Source organism: Roseateles saccharophilus, assembly GCF_004342485.1.
Taxonomy (GTDB): domain Bacteria; phylum Pseudomonadota; class Gammaproteobacteria; order Burkholderiales; family Burkholderiaceae_C; genus Pelomonas; species Pelomonas saccharophila.
Genome location: NZ_SMBU01000003.1, coordinates 201,907 through 217,962, shown reverse-complemented (window position 1 = coordinate 217,962; position 16,056 = coordinate 201,907). Strand labels below are relative to the sequence as shown.

At 68.6% G+C, this 16,056-nt stretch carries 19 protein-coding genes, 2 tRNA genes and 1 riboswitch; of the genes, 2 read left to right on the top strand and 19 right to left on the bottom strand.

The window, feature by feature from the left end; translation table 11 throughout:
* Positions 1–6: 6 nt before the first annotated feature.
* From EV671_RS04380 to smpB, 18 genes are all read right to left on the bottom strand, one after another.
* Positions 7–351: a zinc ribbon domain-containing protein YjdM gene (locus EV671_RS04380; RefSeq protein WP_132570060.1), complete on the bottom strand. Its 345-nt coding sequence runs from the start codon at positions 349–351 to the stop codon at positions 7–9.
* Between the two features lie 58 nt (positions 352–409).
* Positions 410–485 (bottom strand) — tRNA-Asn (locus tag EV671_RS04375).
* Between the two features lie 52 nt (positions 486–537).
* A tRNA-Asn gene (locus EV671_RS04370) sits at positions 538–613 on the bottom strand.
* Positions 614–649: 36 nt separating this feature from the next.
* Positions 650–2,755 carry a TonB-dependent siderophore receptor gene (locus EV671_RS04365; protein ID WP_243655575.1) on the bottom strand — a complete coding sequence of 702 codons (2,106 nt, stop codon included), beginning with the start codon at positions 2,753–2,755 and terminating at the stop codon, positions 650–652.
* Positions 2,756–2,844: 89 nt separating this feature from the next.
* Positions 2,845–2,946, bottom strand: a riboswitch (TPP riboswitch).
* Between the two features lie 37 nt (positions 2,947–2,983).
* Positions 2,984–3,415: a YciI family protein gene (locus EV671_RS04360; RefSeq protein ID WP_132570058.1), complete on the bottom strand. Its 432-nt coding sequence runs from the start codon at positions 3,413–3,415 to the stop codon at positions 2,984–2,986.
* Positions 3,416–3,522: 107 nt separating this feature from the next.
* Positions 3,523–4,611 (bottom strand): NAD(P)/FAD-dependent oxidoreductase, encoded by a 1,089-nt coding sequence (locus tag EV671_RS04355; protein ID WP_132570057.1) that lies wholly within the window; start codon positions 4,609–4,611, stop codon positions 3,523–3,525.
* Between the two features lie 26 nt (positions 4,612–4,637).
* On the bottom strand, positions 4,638–4,961 hold the full coding sequence (fdxA, locus tag EV671_RS04350; protein ID WP_132570056.1) for a ferredoxin FdxA: 324 nt from the start codon (positions 4,959–4,961) through the stop codon (positions 4,638–4,640).
* A complete protein-coding gene (cobA, locus tag EV671_RS04345; protein WP_132570055.1) occupies positions 4,958–5,749 on the bottom strand; it encodes a uroporphyrinogen-III C-methyltransferase in 792 nt (263 codons plus the stop codon). The genes fdxA and cobA overlap by 4 nt, the downstream gene beginning before the upstream one ends.
* Complete coding sequence (locus tag EV671_RS04340) at positions 5,749–7,035, bottom strand: sulfate adenylyltransferase subunit 1 (protein ID WP_132570054.1); 1,287 nt, start codon at positions 7,033–7,035, stop codon at positions 5,749–5,751. The genes cobA and EV671_RS04340 overlap by 1 nt, the downstream gene beginning before the upstream one ends.
* Positions 7,035–8,000, bottom strand: coding sequence for a sulfate adenylyltransferase subunit CysD (gene cysD, locus EV671_RS04335; protein WP_132570053.1), 966 nt, complete (start codon positions 7,998–8,000; stop codon positions 7,035–7,037). Before cysD ends, EV671_RS04340 begins: the two co-directional genes overlap by 1 nt.
* Positions 7,997–8,752 carry a phosphoadenylyl-sulfate reductase gene (locus EV671_RS04330; RefSeq protein WP_132570052.1) on the bottom strand — a complete coding sequence of 252 codons (756 nt, stop codon included), beginning with the start codon at positions 8,750–8,752 and terminating at the stop codon, positions 7,997–7,999. Before EV671_RS04330 ends, cysD begins: the two co-directional genes overlap by 4 nt.
* A complete protein-coding gene (gene yfcF, locus EV671_RS04325; protein WP_132570051.1) occupies positions 8,749–9,363 on the bottom strand; it encodes a glutathione transferase in 615 nt (204 codons plus the stop codon). Before yfcF ends, EV671_RS04330 begins: the two co-directional genes overlap by 4 nt.
* A complete protein-coding gene (locus EV671_RS04320; protein ID WP_132570050.1) occupies positions 9,363–9,857 on the bottom strand; it encodes a DUF934 domain-containing protein in 495 nt (164 codons plus the stop codon). Before EV671_RS04320 ends, yfcF begins: the two co-directional genes overlap by 1 nt.
* Positions 9,854–11,575: a nitrite/sulfite reductase gene (locus tag EV671_RS04315; protein ID WP_132570049.1), complete on the bottom strand. Its 1,722-nt coding sequence runs from the start codon at positions 11,573–11,575 to the stop codon at positions 9,854–9,856. Before EV671_RS04315 ends, EV671_RS04320 begins: the two co-directional genes overlap by 4 nt.
* 2 nt (positions 11,576–11,577) lie before the next feature.
* Positions 11,578–12,345: a sulfite exporter TauE/SafE family protein gene (locus EV671_RS04310; RefSeq protein ID WP_165917470.1), complete on the bottom strand. Its 768-nt coding sequence runs from the start codon at positions 12,343–12,345 to the stop codon at positions 11,578–11,580.
* A gap of 116 nt (positions 12,346–12,461) precedes the next feature.
* Positions 12,462–13,385 (bottom strand): DNA-binding protein YbiB, encoded by a 924-nt coding sequence (ybiB, locus tag EV671_RS04305; protein ID WP_132570047.1) that lies wholly within the window; start codon positions 13,383–13,385, stop codon positions 12,462–12,464.
* A 65-nt stretch (positions 13,386–13,450) separates the two neighbouring features.
* Positions 13,451–13,996 (bottom strand): outer membrane beta-barrel protein, encoded by a 546-nt coding sequence (locus EV671_RS04300; RefSeq protein ID WP_132570046.1) that lies wholly within the window; start codon positions 13,994–13,996, stop codon positions 13,451–13,453.
* A 225-nt stretch (positions 13,997–14,221) separates the two neighbouring features.
* Positions 14,222–14,683, bottom strand: coding sequence for an SsrA-binding protein SmpB (smpB, locus tag EV671_RS04295; protein ID WP_132570045.1), 462 nt, complete (start codon positions 14,681–14,683; stop codon positions 14,222–14,224).
* Positions 14,684–14,730: 47 nt separating this feature from the next.
* Here smpB and EV671_RS04290 point away from each other — a divergent pair, with 47 nt between their 5' ends.
* Both EV671_RS04290 and EV671_RS04285 read left to right on the top strand, forming a co-directional pair.
* On the top strand, positions 14,731–15,189 hold the full coding sequence (locus EV671_RS04290; protein WP_132570044.1) for a type II toxin-antitoxin system RatA family toxin: 459 nt from the start codon (positions 14,731–14,733) through the stop codon (positions 15,187–15,189).
* Positions 15,179–15,493 (top strand): RnfH family protein, encoded by a 315-nt coding sequence (locus tag EV671_RS04285; protein ID WP_243655574.1) that lies wholly within the window; start codon positions 15,179–15,181, stop codon positions 15,491–15,493. The genes EV671_RS04290 and EV671_RS04285 overlap by 11 nt, the downstream gene beginning before the upstream one ends.
* Here the strand turns inward: EV671_RS04285 and EV671_RS04280 are convergent, their stop codons facing one another.
* The gene (locus EV671_RS04280; RefSeq protein ID WP_132570042.1) at positions 15,494–16,000 is read right to left on the bottom strand and encodes a DUF4124 domain-containing protein; all 507 of its coding nucleotides are present in this window, start codon (positions 15,998–16,000) and stop codon (positions 15,494–15,496) included.
* Positions 16,001–16,056: the final 56 nt, after the last annotated feature.

The following is a 16,056-nucleotide window of genomic DNA, read 5'->3' as shown; positions in this document are numbered from 1 at the left end:
CGGCGCTCACAGCTTCTTCACGAACTCCGACTTCAGGCCCATCGCGCCGATCCCGTCGATCTTGCAGTCGATGTCGTGGTCGCCGTCGGTGAGGCGGATGTTCTTGACCTTGGTGCCGACCTTGACGACCAGGGACGAGCCCTTGATCTTCAGGTCCTTGACGACGGTGACCGTGTCGCCGTCCTGCAGCACATTGCCCACGGCATCCTTGATGACGCGCACCTCGTCGGTGGCGGCGGCTTCCGCGCCCTGGGCCGACCACTCGTGGCCGCACTCGGGGCAGATCAGCTGGGCGCCGTCCTCGTAGGTGTAGGAGGACTGGCACTTGGGGCAGGCGGGCAGGTTGCTCATGGGAGGCTCCGGGAGGAATGAAGAAAGCCCCATCCGCTTGCGCGGATGAGGCTTGATTTGGCTCCTCGACCTGGGCTCGAACCAGGGACCTACGGATTAACAGTCCGGCGCTCTACCGACTGAGCTATCGAGGAATGGTTGGTATGTCGGCACACCGAACGGTTGCGATGTGCGTCAAATTTCTGTTGGCTCCTCGACCTGGGCTCGAACCAGGGACCTACGGATTAACAGTCCGGCGCTCTACCGACTGAGCTATCGAGGAACAGAGCCCGCCATTATAGGGGCTTTTTAAGGCGCTTCACAAGCGGACCTCGAGGCTCGCGCGCAAAGTCCGCGGCGCGAGGGGGTAGAGGTAGCTGTGCTCGAACTGCCAGGGCGACTCGCGCCAGGCGCGGCGGTTGCTCAGGTTGTCTAAGGCGGCGCGCCAGATCCAGGTCTGGTTGCCGATGCCCTGGGTGTAGCGCAGCCCGGCGTCGGCGACGGTCCAGGCGGGCACCGGGATGCCGTTGTCGGGCGTCGCGTAGCGGCGGCCTTCGTACTGCAGGCCGAGCAGGGCTTGCAGGCCGGGCAGCAGGTCCTGGCGCAGCTGGGCCTTCAGCGTGGTCTGCGGCGTGTTGGGCGGGGTGAGGCCGTTCAGGCTCGCGTCCGCGCTGCTCTCGCGGCGCGCCCGCAGGCGCTGCGCACTGGCGAACAGGCCGCCGCCGCTCCACTTCAGGTCGGCGCTGGCTTCGATGCCGCGGTGGCGGGCGTAGCCGTCGGCGCGGTGCTCGCAGCTGTTGTCCAGCGTGCAGTCGCTGAAGCCGGGCAGCGCGATGTCGTTCCACACCGGCCGGCGGATGTCGAACAGCGTCAGCGCGCCCTCCACGCGCTGGGTGCCGGTCTTCAGGCCGATCTCGGTCTGGCGGCTCTTCAGCGCCGGCAGGGCCTGGCCCTTGTTGGCGTAGAAGGGGCGGTTGGGTGTGACCTCGCTCTCCGCGCCCTGGCCCCAGCTGGCATAGGCCAGCCAGTCCGCGGTGATCGCGTGGCTGATGGCGACCCACGGGGTCGTGATGCCCTGCGAATAGGCGGTGGCCTGGCTGCCGTCGGTCTGCACGCTTTCGCGGTGCAGCCGGGTGTGGCGCAGACCCAGCCAGGCGGTGGTGTCGGCGCCCAGGGCGACGCGGTCGCGCAGGTAGAGCTCGTTGCTGCGCTCCGTGAGGTTGGTGTTCTCGCCGGTCAGGTCGGGTGCGGGCGGTGTGACGGCACTGCCGTCGATGTTGCCCGTGCCGGCGTAGTTGTAGGCCAGGCGCTGGAAGCGGCCCTTGAACTGGCTTGTCAGGCCGCCCACGGTCAGGTCATGGCGCAGGCCGGCCAGCTGCACGGGGCCACTGGCGGAGAGGTCGAGCGAGGTCGTGTCGCGGTGCTCGTTCTCGCTGCGGTAGTCGTAAAGGTCGAAGGTGCCGTCGGAGCAATAGCTCGTGTAGTTGTTCTCCGCCGTGCAGCCGAAGCCGAAGGCGTTGCGGTCATCGGTGCGCAGGCGCTGGATGCCGAAATGGGCCTGGGCGTGCCAGTCGCCGGCCAGCTTCTGCTGCAGGCGCAGCGAGGCGTGGGTGTTGTCGAAGACGACGGGCTGCGTCCAGGGCTGGTTGTTGAGGTTGATGTTGGGGTCGATGCGCCGGGCGTCGGGCAGGGTGTTGCCGAGCAGGCTGAAGCCGTCCTGGCTGGGCTGGGCCTGGCGGTTGAACTCGACCTCGGCCTCGACGAGGGTGTCGGGGCTGACGCGCCAGTCGGCCGCCAGCGCGGCGGTGTGCGAGTTGCCCTTGCTGCTGCGCAGTGTCGGGTCGAGGCGAGCCGCGGCGAGGTTGACGCGCAGGCCGAACTCGCGGTTGGCGCCGAAACGCTGCGAGTGGTCGAGGCTGGCCTCGACGGTGCCGCCCTGGATGGCGCCAAGCACCAGTGTCGTCGCGTCGTCGGCCAGCGGGCGCTTGACGACGAGGTTGACGAGGCCGGCCGGCGCGCTCGTGCCGGCCTGCATGCCGGAGCTGCCCTTCAGCACCTCGACGGCGGCCTTGTTCGCTAGGCTCAGCGAGGTCTCGCCGTTGATCGGCAGGCCGTCGCGGCGCAGGTTGAAGCGGTTGTCGAGGTCGAAACCGCGCACCTTGAGCTGGCTCCAGTAGCCGATGGCGTTGTAGCTGTCGGAGACCGAGGCGTCTAGCCTGGTCAGGCCGGAGAGCTGGTCGATGCCGCTGTCGGCCAGGCGTTCCGCGGAGAGGCTGACGGCCTGCATCGGCAGCCTGGCCGGCGGGTCGCCGAAGCCGGCGAGGCCGGCTGCGGCCTCGGTGGCCTTGCCGGTCACGCTGACCTGGGGCAAGGTCTGGGCCGTGGCGAGTTGGGCGGCGAGCAGCGCCGCAGCGGCGCCGAGCATGGAAAGGGAGTGGTTTGCCATCGGAATGCAAAGCGATGGCAGGTCGGCAAACACTGAAGACGCCTGGCCCCGGGAGACGAAAAGATGGGGCTGCGATTCGGCTGCTTCCCTGCGCGGGGATTACCCCAATCAGGTTCAAAGGGACTGTCTCAGTCGATGGCGCCTGGCCACCAACACCCCTAGCGAAGGCGCGCCGCTCAAGCCGGCGCGCGAACCGGATTCTACGAGTTACGGGGCGTTGCGGCCTTCGAGCTCGGCGCGCAGCCTGTCCTCCTGCTCGCGAAGTTCGGGCGTGAACTCGGCGCCGAAGTCGTCCGCCTCGAAGAAGGGCCGGATCTCGATGTCGCTGTCGCTCAGCATCGGATTGGGGCAGCGCTTGACCCATTCGACCGCCTCGTCCATGGACTTGACCTGCCAGAGCCAATAGCCGGCGATCAGCTCCTTGGTCTCGGTGAAGGGGCCGTCGATGACGGTGCGTTCCTTGCCCGAGAAATGCACCCGCTTGCCGGCGGAGCTGGGCTTGAGGCCGTCGCCGCCCTGCATGATGCCGGCCTTGACCAGTTCTTCGTTGTAGGCGCCCATTGCCGCCAGCAACTCGGTGTTGGGCATCTGGCCGGCTTCCGATTCGGGGCTGGCCTTCACGATCACCATGACACGCATCTCGATCTCCTTGTTTGAGGTGCGCACGGTACGGCAATGAGGCGGAACGTTCCGACGGGGCGTGAAAAAGCCACCCGGAGGTGGCTTGTTTCGAAAGGCAAGGGCGCTCAGTCGAACACCGGCGACTCCACGCCCAGCACCTTGTGCAGCTTGGGGCTGGTCGTCGTGTACTGCAGATGGATGCGCTTCTCGGGGAAGACGTAGGGCGCCGCGCCGAAGGCGGCCAGCGCACATTCGTGGAAGCCGCTGAGGATGAGCTTCTTCTTGCCCGGGTAGGTGTTCACGTCGCCGACCGCGAAGATGCCCGGCACGCTGGTTTCGAACTTCTCGGTGTCGACGACGATCTGCTTGCGTTCCAGCGCCAGGCCCCAGTCGGCGATGGGGCCGAGCTTGGGTGACAGGCCGAAGAAGGCCAGCACCTGGTCGCAGGGCACGATGCGGGTGATGCCATCGTTGCCGGTGATCTTCACGCCGCTGAGCTGGCCGTCGGCCTCCTCGATGCCGGTGGCCTGGCCGACGATGAACTGCATCTCCATCGCGTCGCAGAGTTCCTTCATCTTGGCCACGCTCGCGGGCGCCGCCCTGAAACCATCCCGGCGGTGCACGAGGATGACGCTCTCGGCCTTGTGCGGGTTGCCGTCGGCATTGGCGGCGCAGAAGTTCAGCGCCCAGTCCAGCGCCGAGTCGCCGCCGCCGATGATGAGCAGGTTCTTGCCGGCGAACTGCTCAGGGCTCTTCACGCGGTAGTGGACCTGGCTGCCCTCGTACTTCTCGACACCGTCGACCTTCAGCGTGCGCGGCTGGAAGCTGCCGACGCCGCCGGCGACGAAGACGGTGCGGGTCAGGAACTGCGTGCCCTTGCTGGTCTCGACGAAGAAGCGGCCATCCTCCCGCTTCTGCACGACGGTGACCTCCTGGCCGAGGTGGAAGCCCGCGCCGAAGGGCTCGATCTGCTTGAGCAGGTTGTCCGTCAGCTCCTTGCCGGTGCACATGGGCACGGCCGGGATGTCGTAGATCGGCTTGTCGGGATACAGCTCGATGCACTGGCCGCCGGGGTAGGCCAGGCTGTCGATGATGTGGGCCTTGATCTCGAGCAGGCCGAGTTCGAAGACCTGGAAGAGGCCGACCGGCCCGGCGCCGACGATGACGGCATCGGTCTCGATCGCGTCGGCGCGCGGGGAGGCTTGTTCTTGCATGCGGAGCGGCGCTGGCGCGCCGGCGTTCAGCGGATCAGTTCCTTGAGCTTGTCCGTCCTGTCCTTCCACTCCTCGGCGTCGGGCAGGGCGGGCTTGCGCTTGGTGATGCTGGGCCACTTCTTGGCCAGATCCGCGTTGATCTTGATCATGTGCTGCTGGTCGCCCGGCACATCCTCCTCCGGCAGGATCGCATTGACCGGGCACTCGGGGATGCAGACGGCGCAGTCGATGCACTCGTCGGGGTCGATGGTCAGGAAGTTCGGGCCTTCGCGGAAGCAGTCGACCGGACAGACATCGACGCAGTCGGTGTACTTGCAGCGGATGCAGGATTCGGTGACGACGTGGGTCATGGGGTGCTCTTGGAAGTGAGAGGCGCCTTCATCAACGGGATTTCGGGCGAAACGGCGATTTTATTGGACACCGGGATGGGCTTTCCCTGATCTCCGACAAGACTTGCGCCCATTCCCACGGTCACGACGGTGGGGCGGCCACGGTGCAGCAGCGCGGCCTGGGCGAGATCGGACAGCGCATGTTCGCTGGTGATGGCGTCGGCGCAGCCGGCGCGGCTGACGACCAGCGTGGGCGTGTCCGGCGCCCAGCCAGCGGCCAGCAGCTGGCGGCTCAGGGCGGCCAGCTGGCGGCCGGCCATGTAGAAGACTTCAGTGTCGGCCGAGCGGGCGGCGCGCAGCTCGCCGGCCTCGGTCATGGCCGTGGTCAGGCTGACGGAACGGCCACGGCCGCGGCGGGTCAGCGGGCGCCGGGCCTGGGCGGCGGCGGCCAGCGCCGCGGTGACGCCGGGCACGACCTCGCTGGCGATGCCGGCCTCGGCCAGCGCGATCAGCTCTTCCTCCAGGCGGCCGAAGATGCTGGCGTCGCCGCCCTTGAGCCGCACGACGAGGGCGTGCTCCTGCGCGGCCTTGACGAGCAGGGTGTTGATCTCGGTCTGCTTGGCCGAATGCTCGAAGCCGCGCTTGCCGACCGAGATCCAGCGGGCCTGCGGGGCGAGTTCGCGTAGCGCCGGGTCGGCCAGCGCATCGGCCAGCACGACATCGGCTGCGCTGAGCGCACGCGCGCCGCGCAGCGTGATCAGGTCGGCGGCGCCGGGGCCGGCGCTGACGAAGATCACTCGGCCAGTCATCACCAGGCCTCTTCCGTCGTGGCCGGCTGCACGTCCACCAGCAGTGCGCCGCTGGTGCGGTGGCTGGCCGGGTCGACGACGATCAGCGCGCCGCCGACGCGGTTGTCCTTGAACGGCTCGACCGGCAGCTCGTGCTGCACCTCCATCTGCACGCGGCCGATCGCGTTAACGGGCAGTTCGTGGGCGTCCTGGGGCTGCAGGGTGTTGATGTCCAGCACCGAGTCGATGGCCGAGATGCGCGCCTGCACCCAGCGGTTGCCGTGGCGCACCCAGTATTTGCGGCCGGGCTTGGCGGCCTCGGTGTCCAGCCAGGCGAGGGTTGCCGGGAAGGTCTTGGTGCTTTGCGCCGAGCCCGGGGTGACGATCCAGTCGCCGCGGCTCACGTCGAGCTGGCGGTCCAGCACCAGGCCGGCCGAGTCGCCGGCTTCGGCGCTGGGTACGGTCTCGCCGGCCAGGCGCACCTCGGCGACGACGGCCGTCTGCCTGGACGGCAGCACCTCGATGGTGTCGCCCGCCTTCACGGCGCCGTGGGCGATGCGGCCCCACAGCACGCGCGGCTGCACGCCGGTGCCCTTGGACTGGTAGGCGTCCTTCTGCACGTATTGCACCGGCAGGGAGAGCGGCGCGTCGGCGCGCTCGCTCAGCGTGGGCAGGCGCTCCAGCACCTGCAGCAGCGATTCGCCGTTCCACCAGGGCGCGTCCAGCGGCTGGGTCACGTTGTCGCCGCGCAGCGCGCTGACCGGCACGGTGGCGGCCACGTTCAGGCCGGCGGCGGCGGCGAACTTGTCCAGCGCGGCCTTGACCTTGGCAAAGCCCGCGCCGGCGTCGTCCAGCGCGTCGATCTTGTTGATGGCGAACACGATGCTGGGCACGCGCAGCAGCTGGGCCAGCAGCGAGTGGCGGCGCGTCTGCGGCAGCAGCGTGACCTCATCCTGCGCCAGGTCCAGCTTGGTGATGTCCACCAGCACGACGGCGGCATCGCTGCCCGCCGCGGCCGTGACCATGTTGCGCGTGTACTGCTCGTGGCCGGGGGCGTCGGCAATGATGAACTTGCGGTGCTTGGTCGCGAAATAGCGGTAGGCCACATCGATGGTGATGCCCTGCTCGCGCTCGGCTTCGAGGCCGTCGGTCAGCAGGCTCAGGTCGATGGGCCGGCCGGCGGCGCGGCGCTCCAGCGTGTCGAGCTGGTCGGCCAGGATGGCCTGGCCGTCGAACAGCAGGCGGCCGATCAGCGTGCTCTTGCCGTCGTCAACGGAACCGGCGGTGAGGAATCTCAGGGCTTTCATCAGAAGTAGCCTTCCTTCTTGCGCTTCTCCATGGAAGCTTCACTGGTGCGATCGTCCATGCGGGTGGCGCCGCGCTCGCTGACGGTGACGGTCAGCGTCTCGGCGACGACCTCGCTCGCGTTGGCGGCGGGGCTCTCGACCGGGCAGGTGCAGGTCATGTCGCCCACGGTGCGGAAACGCACGGTGGCGGTTTCGACCGTCTCGCCGGCCTCGGGAGGCGTCACGTCGGTCAGCGGCACCAGCAGGCCCTTGCGGCGGATGACCTGGCGCTGGTGGGCGAAGTACATCTGCGGCAGCGGGATGTTCTCGCGGGCGATGTAGAGCCACACGTCCAGCTCGGTCCAGTTGCTGATCGGGAAGCAGCGGAAATGCTCGCCCGGGCGGATGCGCGTGTTGAACAGCGTCCACAGCTCGGGGCGCTGCTCCTTGGGCTGCCATTGGCCGAAGGAATCGCGGTGGCTGAAGATGCGTTCCTTGGCACGAGCCTTCTCCTCGTCGCGGCGGGCGCCGCCGATCAGGCAGTCGAACTTGTGCTCCTCGATGGTCTCCAGCAGCGTGACCGTCTGGTGGCCGTTGCGGCTTTCCAGCGGGTGGGCCAGGCGGATCGTGCCCCTGGCGATGGAGTCCTCAAGATGGCCGACGACCAGGCGCTCGCCCATCTCGGCGACGCGGCGGTCACGGAACTCGATGACCTCGGGGAAGTTGTGGCCCGTGTCGATGTGCACCAGCGGGAAGGGCAACTGGCCGGAGTAGCCGCTCGGATGAGCGGCGTTCTTCATCTTGAAGGCCTTCTCGGCCAGGCGCAGCACGACGCAGCTGTCCTTGCCGCCGGAGAACAGCAGGGCGGGGCGCTCGAAGCTCGCAGCCACCTCGCGCAGGATGAAGATGGCCTCCTCTTCCAGCGCATCCAGGTGGGCGTGGTCGACGTCGGCGATGAGTTGTTCGGGTTTCACAGCAGCATTCATGATTTCGCGTGCAGGCCGCATTCCTTCGTTGAATCCTCCCACCACCACCTGCCGGCGCGGAAGTCCTCGCCCACGGCGATCGCGCGGGTACAGGGCGCGCAGCCGATGGACGGCATGAACTGGTCATGCAGCGGGTTGTAGGGAACGGCGTATTTTTCGACATAGGCCCAGACCTCGGCCCAGGTCCAGTCGGCGATGGGGCTGATCTTGCGGCGGCCGTTGCCGTCGTCCTCGTCGAAGGCGACGTCGGAGCGCGCACCCGATTGCTCGCGGCGCAGGCCGGTGATCCAGGCGCTGCGGCCCTTCAGCATGCGGCCTAGCGGCTCCATCTTGCGCAGGCCGCAGCAGGCCTTGCGCAGCTCGATGCTCTTGTACATCGCATCCTCGCCCTCCTTGCGGACGAACTGGATGACGGCGTCGGCCACCGGCGCGAAGACCTCGACATCGCGGCCGTAGCGCTCGGCGATGCGCGGCAGCAGGCCCAGCGTCTCGGGGTGGAGCCTGCCGGTGTCCAGCGTCGCGATGACGATGGGCAACTGAGTGCGGGCGATCAGGTCGGTGACGACCATGTCCTCCACGCCCAGACTGCTGCTCTGCACCAGGCCATCGCCGTGCTGGATGCTGGCATCACGCAGGCGCTGCAGTGCGGCCTCGATCTTGGCGTCCAGCTCAGGCGTCCATTTGGCGTAGAGGCCGATGGCATGGCCGGCCGCGTTGGTCGTGGCCCAGGGCAGGGTAGAGACGGTGGTCATAGCGGGGGCCTCTCGAGCTTCACCCAGGCTTGCACGGACGGGCGCTGCCATTGGCGGGCGGCGTATTGCTTCAGCGCTTCGGGCACCGGGTCGCCGTTCAGGATCAGGCGGTTGAGCATGATGGTCAGGTCCACGTCGGCCACGCTCCAGTCGCCGAAGAGATGTTCCCGGTCGCCCAGCAGCTGCGTCGCGGCGGCGATCAGCTTGTCGGCTGCGGCCTGGCCGGCAGCCGTCAGCGGCTTGTCGGTCGGGCGGTAGAAGACGACCTCGGTCGAGCGCTCGGCGCGCAGCGCGGCCAGGTCGCTGCGCAGCCAGGCCTGCAGCTGGCGGGCCCGCGCGCGCTGGCGGGGCTCGGTCGGCAGCAGGGCGGGGCCGGGCTGCGTGTCGTCCAGGTATTCGAGGATGGCGGTCGACTCGGACAGGGCAAAGTCGCCGTCCACCAACGAGGGCACGCGCTGCGTCAGCGACCGGCGGGCAAAGCCGCTCTCGCGCTGGTCGCCGGCGGCGAGGTCCAGCGCTTCGACGTCGAAGTCCAGGCCCTTCTCGCGCAGGCCGACGAAGACGGCCATCGCCCAGGGCGACGCGTATTCGCGGTCGACATAGAGCTTCATCAGGCGGCTCTCCGGAGGAACCAGGGCCGCGTCTCGGCCACGTCGCCCTGATAGAAGCCGACGGGGTTGAACAGGTCCAGCGCCTTGCTGGCCGCGGCCTGCGACTGGTCGCCGCGCATGACGACCTCGTCGAAGCCGGTGCGGGCCAGCAGCTGCATCATGTCCACCAGCACCTCGCCGCGCGCGCGGATGGCGCCCTTGAACTGGTGGCGGATGCGCAGCAGATGGGCCTGGCTGTAGGCGCGGCCGTCGGTCCACTTAGGGAAGTCGAGCACGACCAGCGCGATGCGGGGCAGGTCGGGCGCGAGTTGGTGGATGTCGGCGTCGTTGGGGAACTCGATGGCGACCTTCATGTCGGCCGGCCAGTGGCCCTTGACTGCATGCCATTGCTCCAGGCTCAGCAGGCGGTGGGGCGCCGGATCGGGATCGGGCTTGGGGCCGTCCTCGCCGACGGCGTGCTGCCAGGGGCAGGTGGTGGCGTTGATGAACTTCATGCTTGAGCCTTGGCGGTGGACACGCGCACGGCGTTGGCCGCGGTCTTGAACGGGTCGAGGCCGAGGCGGCGCACGGCGTCGATGAAATGCTCGCCGGCCTCGCGCTCGCGCTTGAAGGTCTCGATGACGGCGTCGATGGCGTCGGCGATCTCGTCAGCGGCGAAGCTCGGGCCGATGACCTTGCCCGGCGTCGTCGTGCCGGAGAGCGTCGAGCCGTCGCTGCCGCCCAGGGTCAGCTGATACCACTCGGCGCCGTCCTTGTCGACGCCCAGCACGCCGATGTGGCCGCTGTGGTGGTGGCCGCAGGAGTTGATGCAGCCGCTGATGTGCAGGTCGATCTCGCCGAGCTCCTCGAGCTCGTCGGCGTCCTGATAGCGCTCGGCGATCTCGGCGGCCAGCGGCAGCGAGCGGGCATTGGCCAGCGCGCAGTAGTCGCCGCCGGGGCAGGCGATCTGGTCGGTCAGCAGGCCGGCGTTGGCGGTGGCGAAGCCGGCCGCGCGGGCGGCCTGGAAGAGCTCGGGCAGGTCGGCCTCGCGCACCCAGGGCAGCACCAGGTTCTGGCGGTGGCTCACGCGCAGCTCGCCGTGGCTGAAGCGGTCGGCCAGGGCCGCAGCGGTGTCCATCACGTCGGCGGCGGTGTCGCCCGGCGGGATCCCGACGCGCTTGAGGCTGAGCGTGACGGCGCGGTAGCCGCTGACGCGATGGCCGTGAACATTGCGCGACAGCCATCGCGTGAAGGCCGAGTCACTCGTGTCGAGTTGCACGGCCGGCTCGGCCTTGACGCCCTCGGGGTCGACGAAGCAGGACGCCACGCGGTCCAGCTCGGCCTGGGGAATGATCTGCTCGTGGCCGGCCGGGTCGTCGGCCAGGATGCGGGCGAACTCCTCGTTGACGGCGTCGAAGAACTTCTGGCCCTCGGCCTTGACGAGGATCTTGATGCGGGCCTTGTAGAGGTTGTCGCGCCGGCCGGCGAGGTTGTAGCAGCGCACGATGGCCTCGATGTAGACGAGGATCTGCTGCCAGGGTACGAAACCGTTGATCTCCACGCCGGGAATCGGCGTGCGGCCCATGCCGCCGCCGACGAAGACCTGGAATCCGATCTCGCCGGCCGCGTTCTTCTTCAGCTGCAGGCCGATGTCATGCCAGCCTATTGCCGCGCGGTCCTCGGCGGCGCCTGAGACGGCGATCTTGAACTTGCGTGGCAGGTGGGCGAATTCGGGGTGCAGCGTGCTCCACTGGCGCAGCACCTCGCAGTAGGGGCGGGCGTCGATGAGTTCGTCGGGCGCGATGCCGACGAAGGCGTCAGCCGTGATGTTGCGGATGCAGTTGCCGCTGGTCTGGATGCCGTGCATGTCCACGTCGGCCAGCAGCTCCATCACCTCGGCGCTCTTCACGAGCGGGATCCAGTTGTATTGCAGGTTCTGGCGCGTCGTGAAGTGACCGTAGCCGCCCTGGCCCTTGAACGGGCCTTCGGAGACGACGTCGTACTCGCGGGCGATGCGAGCCAGCTGGCGCAACTGGCGCGACGACAGCTCGCCATAGGGCACGGCGACGCGCAGCATCGGCGCGTGGCGCTGGATGTACCAGCCGTTCTGCAGGCGCAGCGCGCGGAAGTCGTCGGTGCCGAGCTGGCCGGCCAGGTGGCGCTCCAGCTGGTCGCGGTACTGCGCGGCACGCGCATGGACGAAGCGGCGGTCGAAGTCGGTGTAGCGGTACATATTCAGTGGATCACTTTCCAGCCGGCCGTCAGGAGAGAGGCGCACAGCAGGCTGCGCACGACGCCTTCGGGCAGGCGGCGGGTCAGTTGGGCGCCCAGCCAGATGCCGGGCAGGGAGCCGATGAGCAGGGACAGGAGCAGGGACCAGTCCACGTTGCCGAGGCTGGCGTGCCCGATGCCGGCCACCAGCGTCAGCGGCACGGCGTGGGCGATGTCGGTGCCGACGATGTCGCGGGCCTTGAGCCGCGGGTAGAGCAGCAGGATCAGCGTCGCGCCGATGGCGCCGGCGCCGATGGATGAGAGCGACACCAGCGCGCCGAGGATGACCCCGCAGGCCACGGTCAGCGCCGGCTTGCGGGCTTCGGGGATCCAGCGCTCCAGCTTCAGGCCCAGGGTCTGCCAGCTCTGCTTGAAGGCGACGACGACGGCCGTCAGCAGCAGCGCGATGCCCAGGGAGAAGGTCAACGCCGATGCCCAGCCCTTGCTCACGCCGCTGAGGTGCATCAGCGCGACGGTGAAGAGGGAGGCAGGCACCGAGCCGGTCAGCAGGCGGCGGGCGATGGGCCAGTTGACGTGGCCGTGGCGGGCATGGGCCACCGAGCCGCTCATCTTGGTCAGCGACGCGAACCACAGGTCGGTGCCGATGGCCACGGCGGGGTTCAGCCTGAAGACGGACAGCAGCAGCGGCGTCATCAGCGAGCCGCCGCCCACGCCGGTGATGCCGACGATGAGGCCGACGCCCAATCCGCTCGCGATCGCAATTCCGTCCAGCACAGTTGCTCCAGGGGGCGGCGCCATGCCACCCGAGGGCGCGACTCTAGGGAATGTTGCAGTGCCGCAGAACTACAGAATTCTTGGGCCTATATGCCCAGGTTGAATAAGCAGCCTCAGTTTGTGGCGAGAAGCCTCAGAACCGTGACCTGTTCCACGATGCGCGGGGGGATGGCTTCGCGACCGTCCAGCATGGCCCGGATCAGCGCCGCGTTCTCGTCAGGCGTGCAGGCGGGCGACAGCGGCCAGTCCAGGTCGGCCGTGTCGGCCGCGTGCAGCGGGGCGGCGCGCCCATCCTGGAAGCCGATCAGATGGGCCTTGCGGCGCAGGTGGGCATAGGCCTCGCCCTCGCTGGCGCGCATCAGCAACGCCCGGCCGCCCTGCGCGGTCAGGCCGGGCAGGGCGGCGGCCATGCTGTCCAGGTACTCCGGGTGCGTGACCGCGACGACCCGCACGCCGCGGCCGGCGGGGAAGGGGTCGAGCAGCTTGGCCAGGCTGTGCGCGCTGTTGCGCACGCCCAGGCGGGGGCGCAGGGCCATCAGCGCGTTCAAGCCTGGGTTGAGCATCTGCAAAGGCAGCACGGCCAGGCGCCGCGTCGTCAGTTGCTGTTCGGCGCCGGCCAGCGTGGGGCTGGCGCGCAGGCCCAGCGCATCCAGCAGCTCGAAGGGGCTCACGCGGCTGTCGAAGTCGTGCCGGCCGAAGACCAGCACCGGCACGCCCTCGCGTGCCAGCAGCTGTGCGACCAGCGGCATCAGGTTGGCCTGCTTGCGCGCGCCGTTGAAGCTGGGCAGCAACACCGTGCGCGGGCCCTCGGGCGCCGCCATGGCCGCCGTGCGAGCCTGCATCGCGGCGAGGAAGCCCGCCACCTCGTCGGCGCTCTCGCCCTTCACGCGCAGCGCGATGAGGAGGGCGCCGAGCTCCAGGTCGGGCACCTGGCCGTCCAGCATCGCGCCGAACAGTTGCTCAGCCTGCTCGCGCCTGAGGTCGCGCGCACCACGGGCGCCGCGGCCCACTTCCTTGATCAACGTGGCGTAGTCCATCGCGCCAGTGTAGGAACGATAAGGGCCGCACGCGGCGGCCCTCGGAGGGATCGGTGCGGGACCGATTAGAACGCGTAGGTTGCACCCAGCGAGATCAGGCGCAGCGTGCCCTTGGTGCCGGCATATTCGGCTTCGGTCGAGTCCAAGCCCAGCTCGAGCTTGAACTCCTTGCTCAGCGCGTAGGTCAGGCCGACGCCGGCGTAGACCTTGGCCTTGCTTTGCGAGTCCGAGCCGGTCAGCGTGCCGACGATGGCGCTGACGTCGGTCTTGACCTGGGCGACGCCGAGGCGGACGTTCATGCCCCAGGCGGTGCCCAGCGGCAGCGCGAAGGCGCCGCCCAACGTGAAGGCGGTGGGCTTGATGGCCACCGAGGCCGTGCCTTCGGTGGCGTGGAACTTGCCGAAGCTGATGTAGCCGGCTTCCACGCTGAGGCCGTTGCCGAAGGCGTAGCCACCCACCAGCTTGGCGCCGGTGTCGCTGGTGCTGCAGCTGGTCGTGCCGGCGCAGTCCGCGTTGAGGTGCGAGGAACCCACGGCGATGTTGCCGTAGACCTGGGCCTGTGCGGAGGCGGCGCCGATCAGCGCGGCCAGGGCGAATGCGATTTTCTTCATTTTGAGAGATCTCCCTGTATTTCTCGTTGAGGGGCGGCGGGGCTGCCCATCCCCTGCCTGCTTGAGGCGGCGCGCATGCTAACGAGTCCTTATGACGGCGCTGGGCAGGCTGTCGCAGGCATGCAACGTCGGTGCGCCTGCTTTCTAGTCAGGCCTTGCGGCCTGTTGATGCGTTCCGCATCAACTGTCCCTTTTGGTGAAGGGTCCGGTGATCCGCTGCGCGGCTCAGGCCTTGCGGCCCGTTGATGCGTGCCGCATCAACTGTCCCTTTTCCCGTTCCCAGTCGCGTTTCTTTTCGGTCTCGCGCTTGTCATGCTGGGCCTTGCCCTTGGCCAGCGCGATGTCGGCCTTCACGCGGCCGCCCTTGTAGTGCAGGTTCAGCGGCACGAGGGTGAAGCCGCGCTGCTCGACCTTGCCCACCAGGCGCTTGATCTCGGCCTTGTGCATCAGCAGCTTCTTCGTGCGGTCGGCCTCGGGGCTGACGTGGGTGGAGGCGCTGCGCAGCGCGTTGATGCGGCAGCCGATCAGGAAGAGCTCGCCGTCCTTGATCATCACGTAGCCGTCGGTCAGCTGGACCTGGCCTGCGCGTATGGCCTTGATCTCCCAGCCCGACAGCACGACACCGGCCTCGAACTGTTCCTCGATGTGGTAGTCGTAGCGGGCGCGGCGGTTCTCGGCGATGGACATGGAGACGAATGTGGGGCTTGAGGCCCTTCTTACAATCCCGTCATTCTATGAAGCAGGTCAAAAAGTCCGTTCTGCTCTGGTACACGCCGCGGGAGATGTACGAGCTGGTCACCCATGTGGAGCGCTATCCCGAGTTCCTGCCCTGGTGCAACAAGGTCGAGACGCTGGCCCAGGAGTCCGACAGCGTCACGGCGCGCCTGCATCTCGCCTACGCCGGCGTGCGCCATGCGTTCACGACGCGCAACCGCAACGAGGACGGCCGCAGCGTGCGCATGGAGCTGGTCGACGGCCCCTTCTCCCATCTCGACGGCCTGTGGCAGTTCCAGCCGCTGAACAAGCCCGGCGCGGGTGGCGAGGCCACGGCCTGCAAGATCGCCTTCGAGCTGAGCTATGCCTTCAGCAGCGGCGCGCTGGAGGCCGTCGTCAGCCCGGTGTTCGACCGCATCGCCAACACCTTCGTCGACAGTTTCGTGCAACGAGCGGAGGTCATCTACGGTGCGCGTTGAGCTCGTCTGGAGCCCGGCGGCCGGCGACGTGCAGCACCGCTGGCTGGAGCTGGAGGAGGGCGCCACGGTGGAGTCGGCGCTGCGTGCCTGCGCCGACTTCGCCTCGCCGCCCGGCGAGCTGCGCGTGGGCATCTGGGGCCGTGTGAGGCGGCTCGACACCCCCCTGCGCGAGCGCGACCGCGTCGAGGTCTATCGGCCGCTCACCGTCGACCCCAAGGAGGCGCGACGGCTGCGCTATGCCAGGCGCGGCGAGCGCATCGTGTCGCGCCACCGGCCCAAGGCCGGCATCGGCGTCAAGGCTTGATCAGCGGCACTCGCTGGTGATGAGCTGGCGGGTTCGCTCGACCTCGGCCTGGCGCTGGGTGTCGTCCATGTAGACGCGCTCGCCCTGCTCGTTGGTGCGCGTGATGCGGGCGCCGCTTTGCAGGTCGCGCAGATTGCCCTGGGCGCGGGCGCAGTTCTCGCGGCGCTGCTCGGCGACGCGGCGCTCTTCTTCCTTCTGCTTGGCGGCCTGGCCGTCCTGTTCCTGCTTCTGGCGCGCGGCGGCGTCGAGCTCGGCCTTGGTGGGCGCGCTGGCGGCGGCCGGCTTGGGGGATGGTGCGCTGGCTGCCTGCCCGGCGGGCGTAACGATGATGAGAGGCCGGGCCGGTGCGCTGGGGCGCTGCAGGATGTCCTTGTCGAGCGTGCCCGCGGGCGGCGGAATGTCGCTGTATTGCACATTGCCCTTGGCGTCGCGCCACTTCCATTGGGCCTGGGCGGAGGCGGCCAGAAGCAGGCCGATCAGGGCGATGAGCAGGGGCTTGTGGCGCATCCGGCCAGTGTAGCCCTGAGACCGTCCGTATAATGCCGCTTTGCGTCTGGAGCTTT

Excerpts from the sequence above, each read along its gene's own strand:
- EV671_RS04320 (WP_132570050.1), bottom strand. The coding sequence starts at position 9,857 with ATGAAGTTCATCAACGCCACCACCTGCCCCTGGCAGCACGCCGTCGGC.
- EV671_RS04315 (WP_132570049.1), bottom strand. The coding sequence starts at position 11,575 with ATGTACCGCTACACCGACTTCGACCGCCGCTTCGTCCATGCGCGTGCC.
- smpB (WP_132570045.1), bottom strand. The coding sequence starts at position 14,683 with ATGTCCATCGCCGAGAACCGCCGCGCCCGCTACGACTACCACATCGAG.
- yfcF (WP_132570051.1), bottom strand. The coding sequence starts at position 9,363 with ATGAAGCTCTATGTCGACCGCGAATACGCGTCGCCCTGGGCGATGGCC.
- cobA (WP_132570055.1), bottom strand. The coding sequence starts at position 5,749 with ATGACTGGCCGAGTGATCTTCGTCAGCGCCGGCCCCGGCGCCGCCGAC.
- EV671_RS04300 (WP_132570046.1), bottom strand. The coding sequence starts at position 13,996 with ATGAAGAAAATCGCATTCGCCCTGGCCGCGCTGATCGGCGCCGCCTCC.
- EV671_RS04280 (WP_132570042.1), bottom strand. The coding sequence starts at position 16,000 with ATGCGCCACAAGCCCCTGCTCATCGCCCTGATCGGCCTGCTTCTGGCC.
- EV671_RS04365 (WP_243655575.1), bottom strand. The coding sequence starts at position 2,755 with ATGCTCGGCGCCGCTGCGGCGCTGCTCGCCGCCCAACTCGCCACGGCC.
- EV671_RS04355 (WP_132570057.1), bottom strand. The coding sequence starts at position 4,611 with ATGCAAGAACAAGCCTCCCCGCGCGCCGACGCGATCGAGACCGATGCC.
- EV671_RS04340 (WP_132570054.1), bottom strand. The coding sequence starts at position 7,035 with ATGAAAGCCCTGAGATTCCTCACCGCCGGTTCCGTTGACGACGGCAAG.
- EV671_RS04380 (WP_132570060.1), bottom strand. The coding sequence starts at position 351 with ATGAGCAACCTGCCCGCCTGCCCCAAGTGCCAGTCCTCCTACACCTAC.
- EV671_RS04290 (WP_132570044.1), top strand. The coding sequence starts at position 14,731 with ATGAAGCAGGTCAAAAAGTCCGTTCTGCTCTGGTACACGCCGCGGGAG.
- EV671_RS04330 (WP_132570052.1), bottom strand. The coding sequence starts at position 8,752 with ATGACCACCGTCTCTACCCTGCCCTGGGCCACGACCAACGCGGCCGGC.
- EV671_RS04360 (WP_132570058.1), bottom strand. The coding sequence starts at position 3,415 with ATGCGTGTCATGGTGATCGTGAAGGCCAGCCCCGAATCGGAAGCCGGC.
- cysD (WP_132570053.1), bottom strand. The coding sequence starts at position 8,000 with ATGAATGCTGCTGTGAAACCCGAACAACTCATCGCCGACGTCGACCAC.
- fdxA (WP_132570056.1), bottom strand. The coding sequence starts at position 4,961 with ATGACCCACGTCGTCACCGAATCCTGCATCCGCTGCAAGTACACCGAC.
- ybiB (WP_132570047.1), bottom strand. The coding sequence starts at position 13,385 with ATGGACTACGCCACGTTGATCAAGGAAGTGGGCCGCGGCGCCCGTGGT.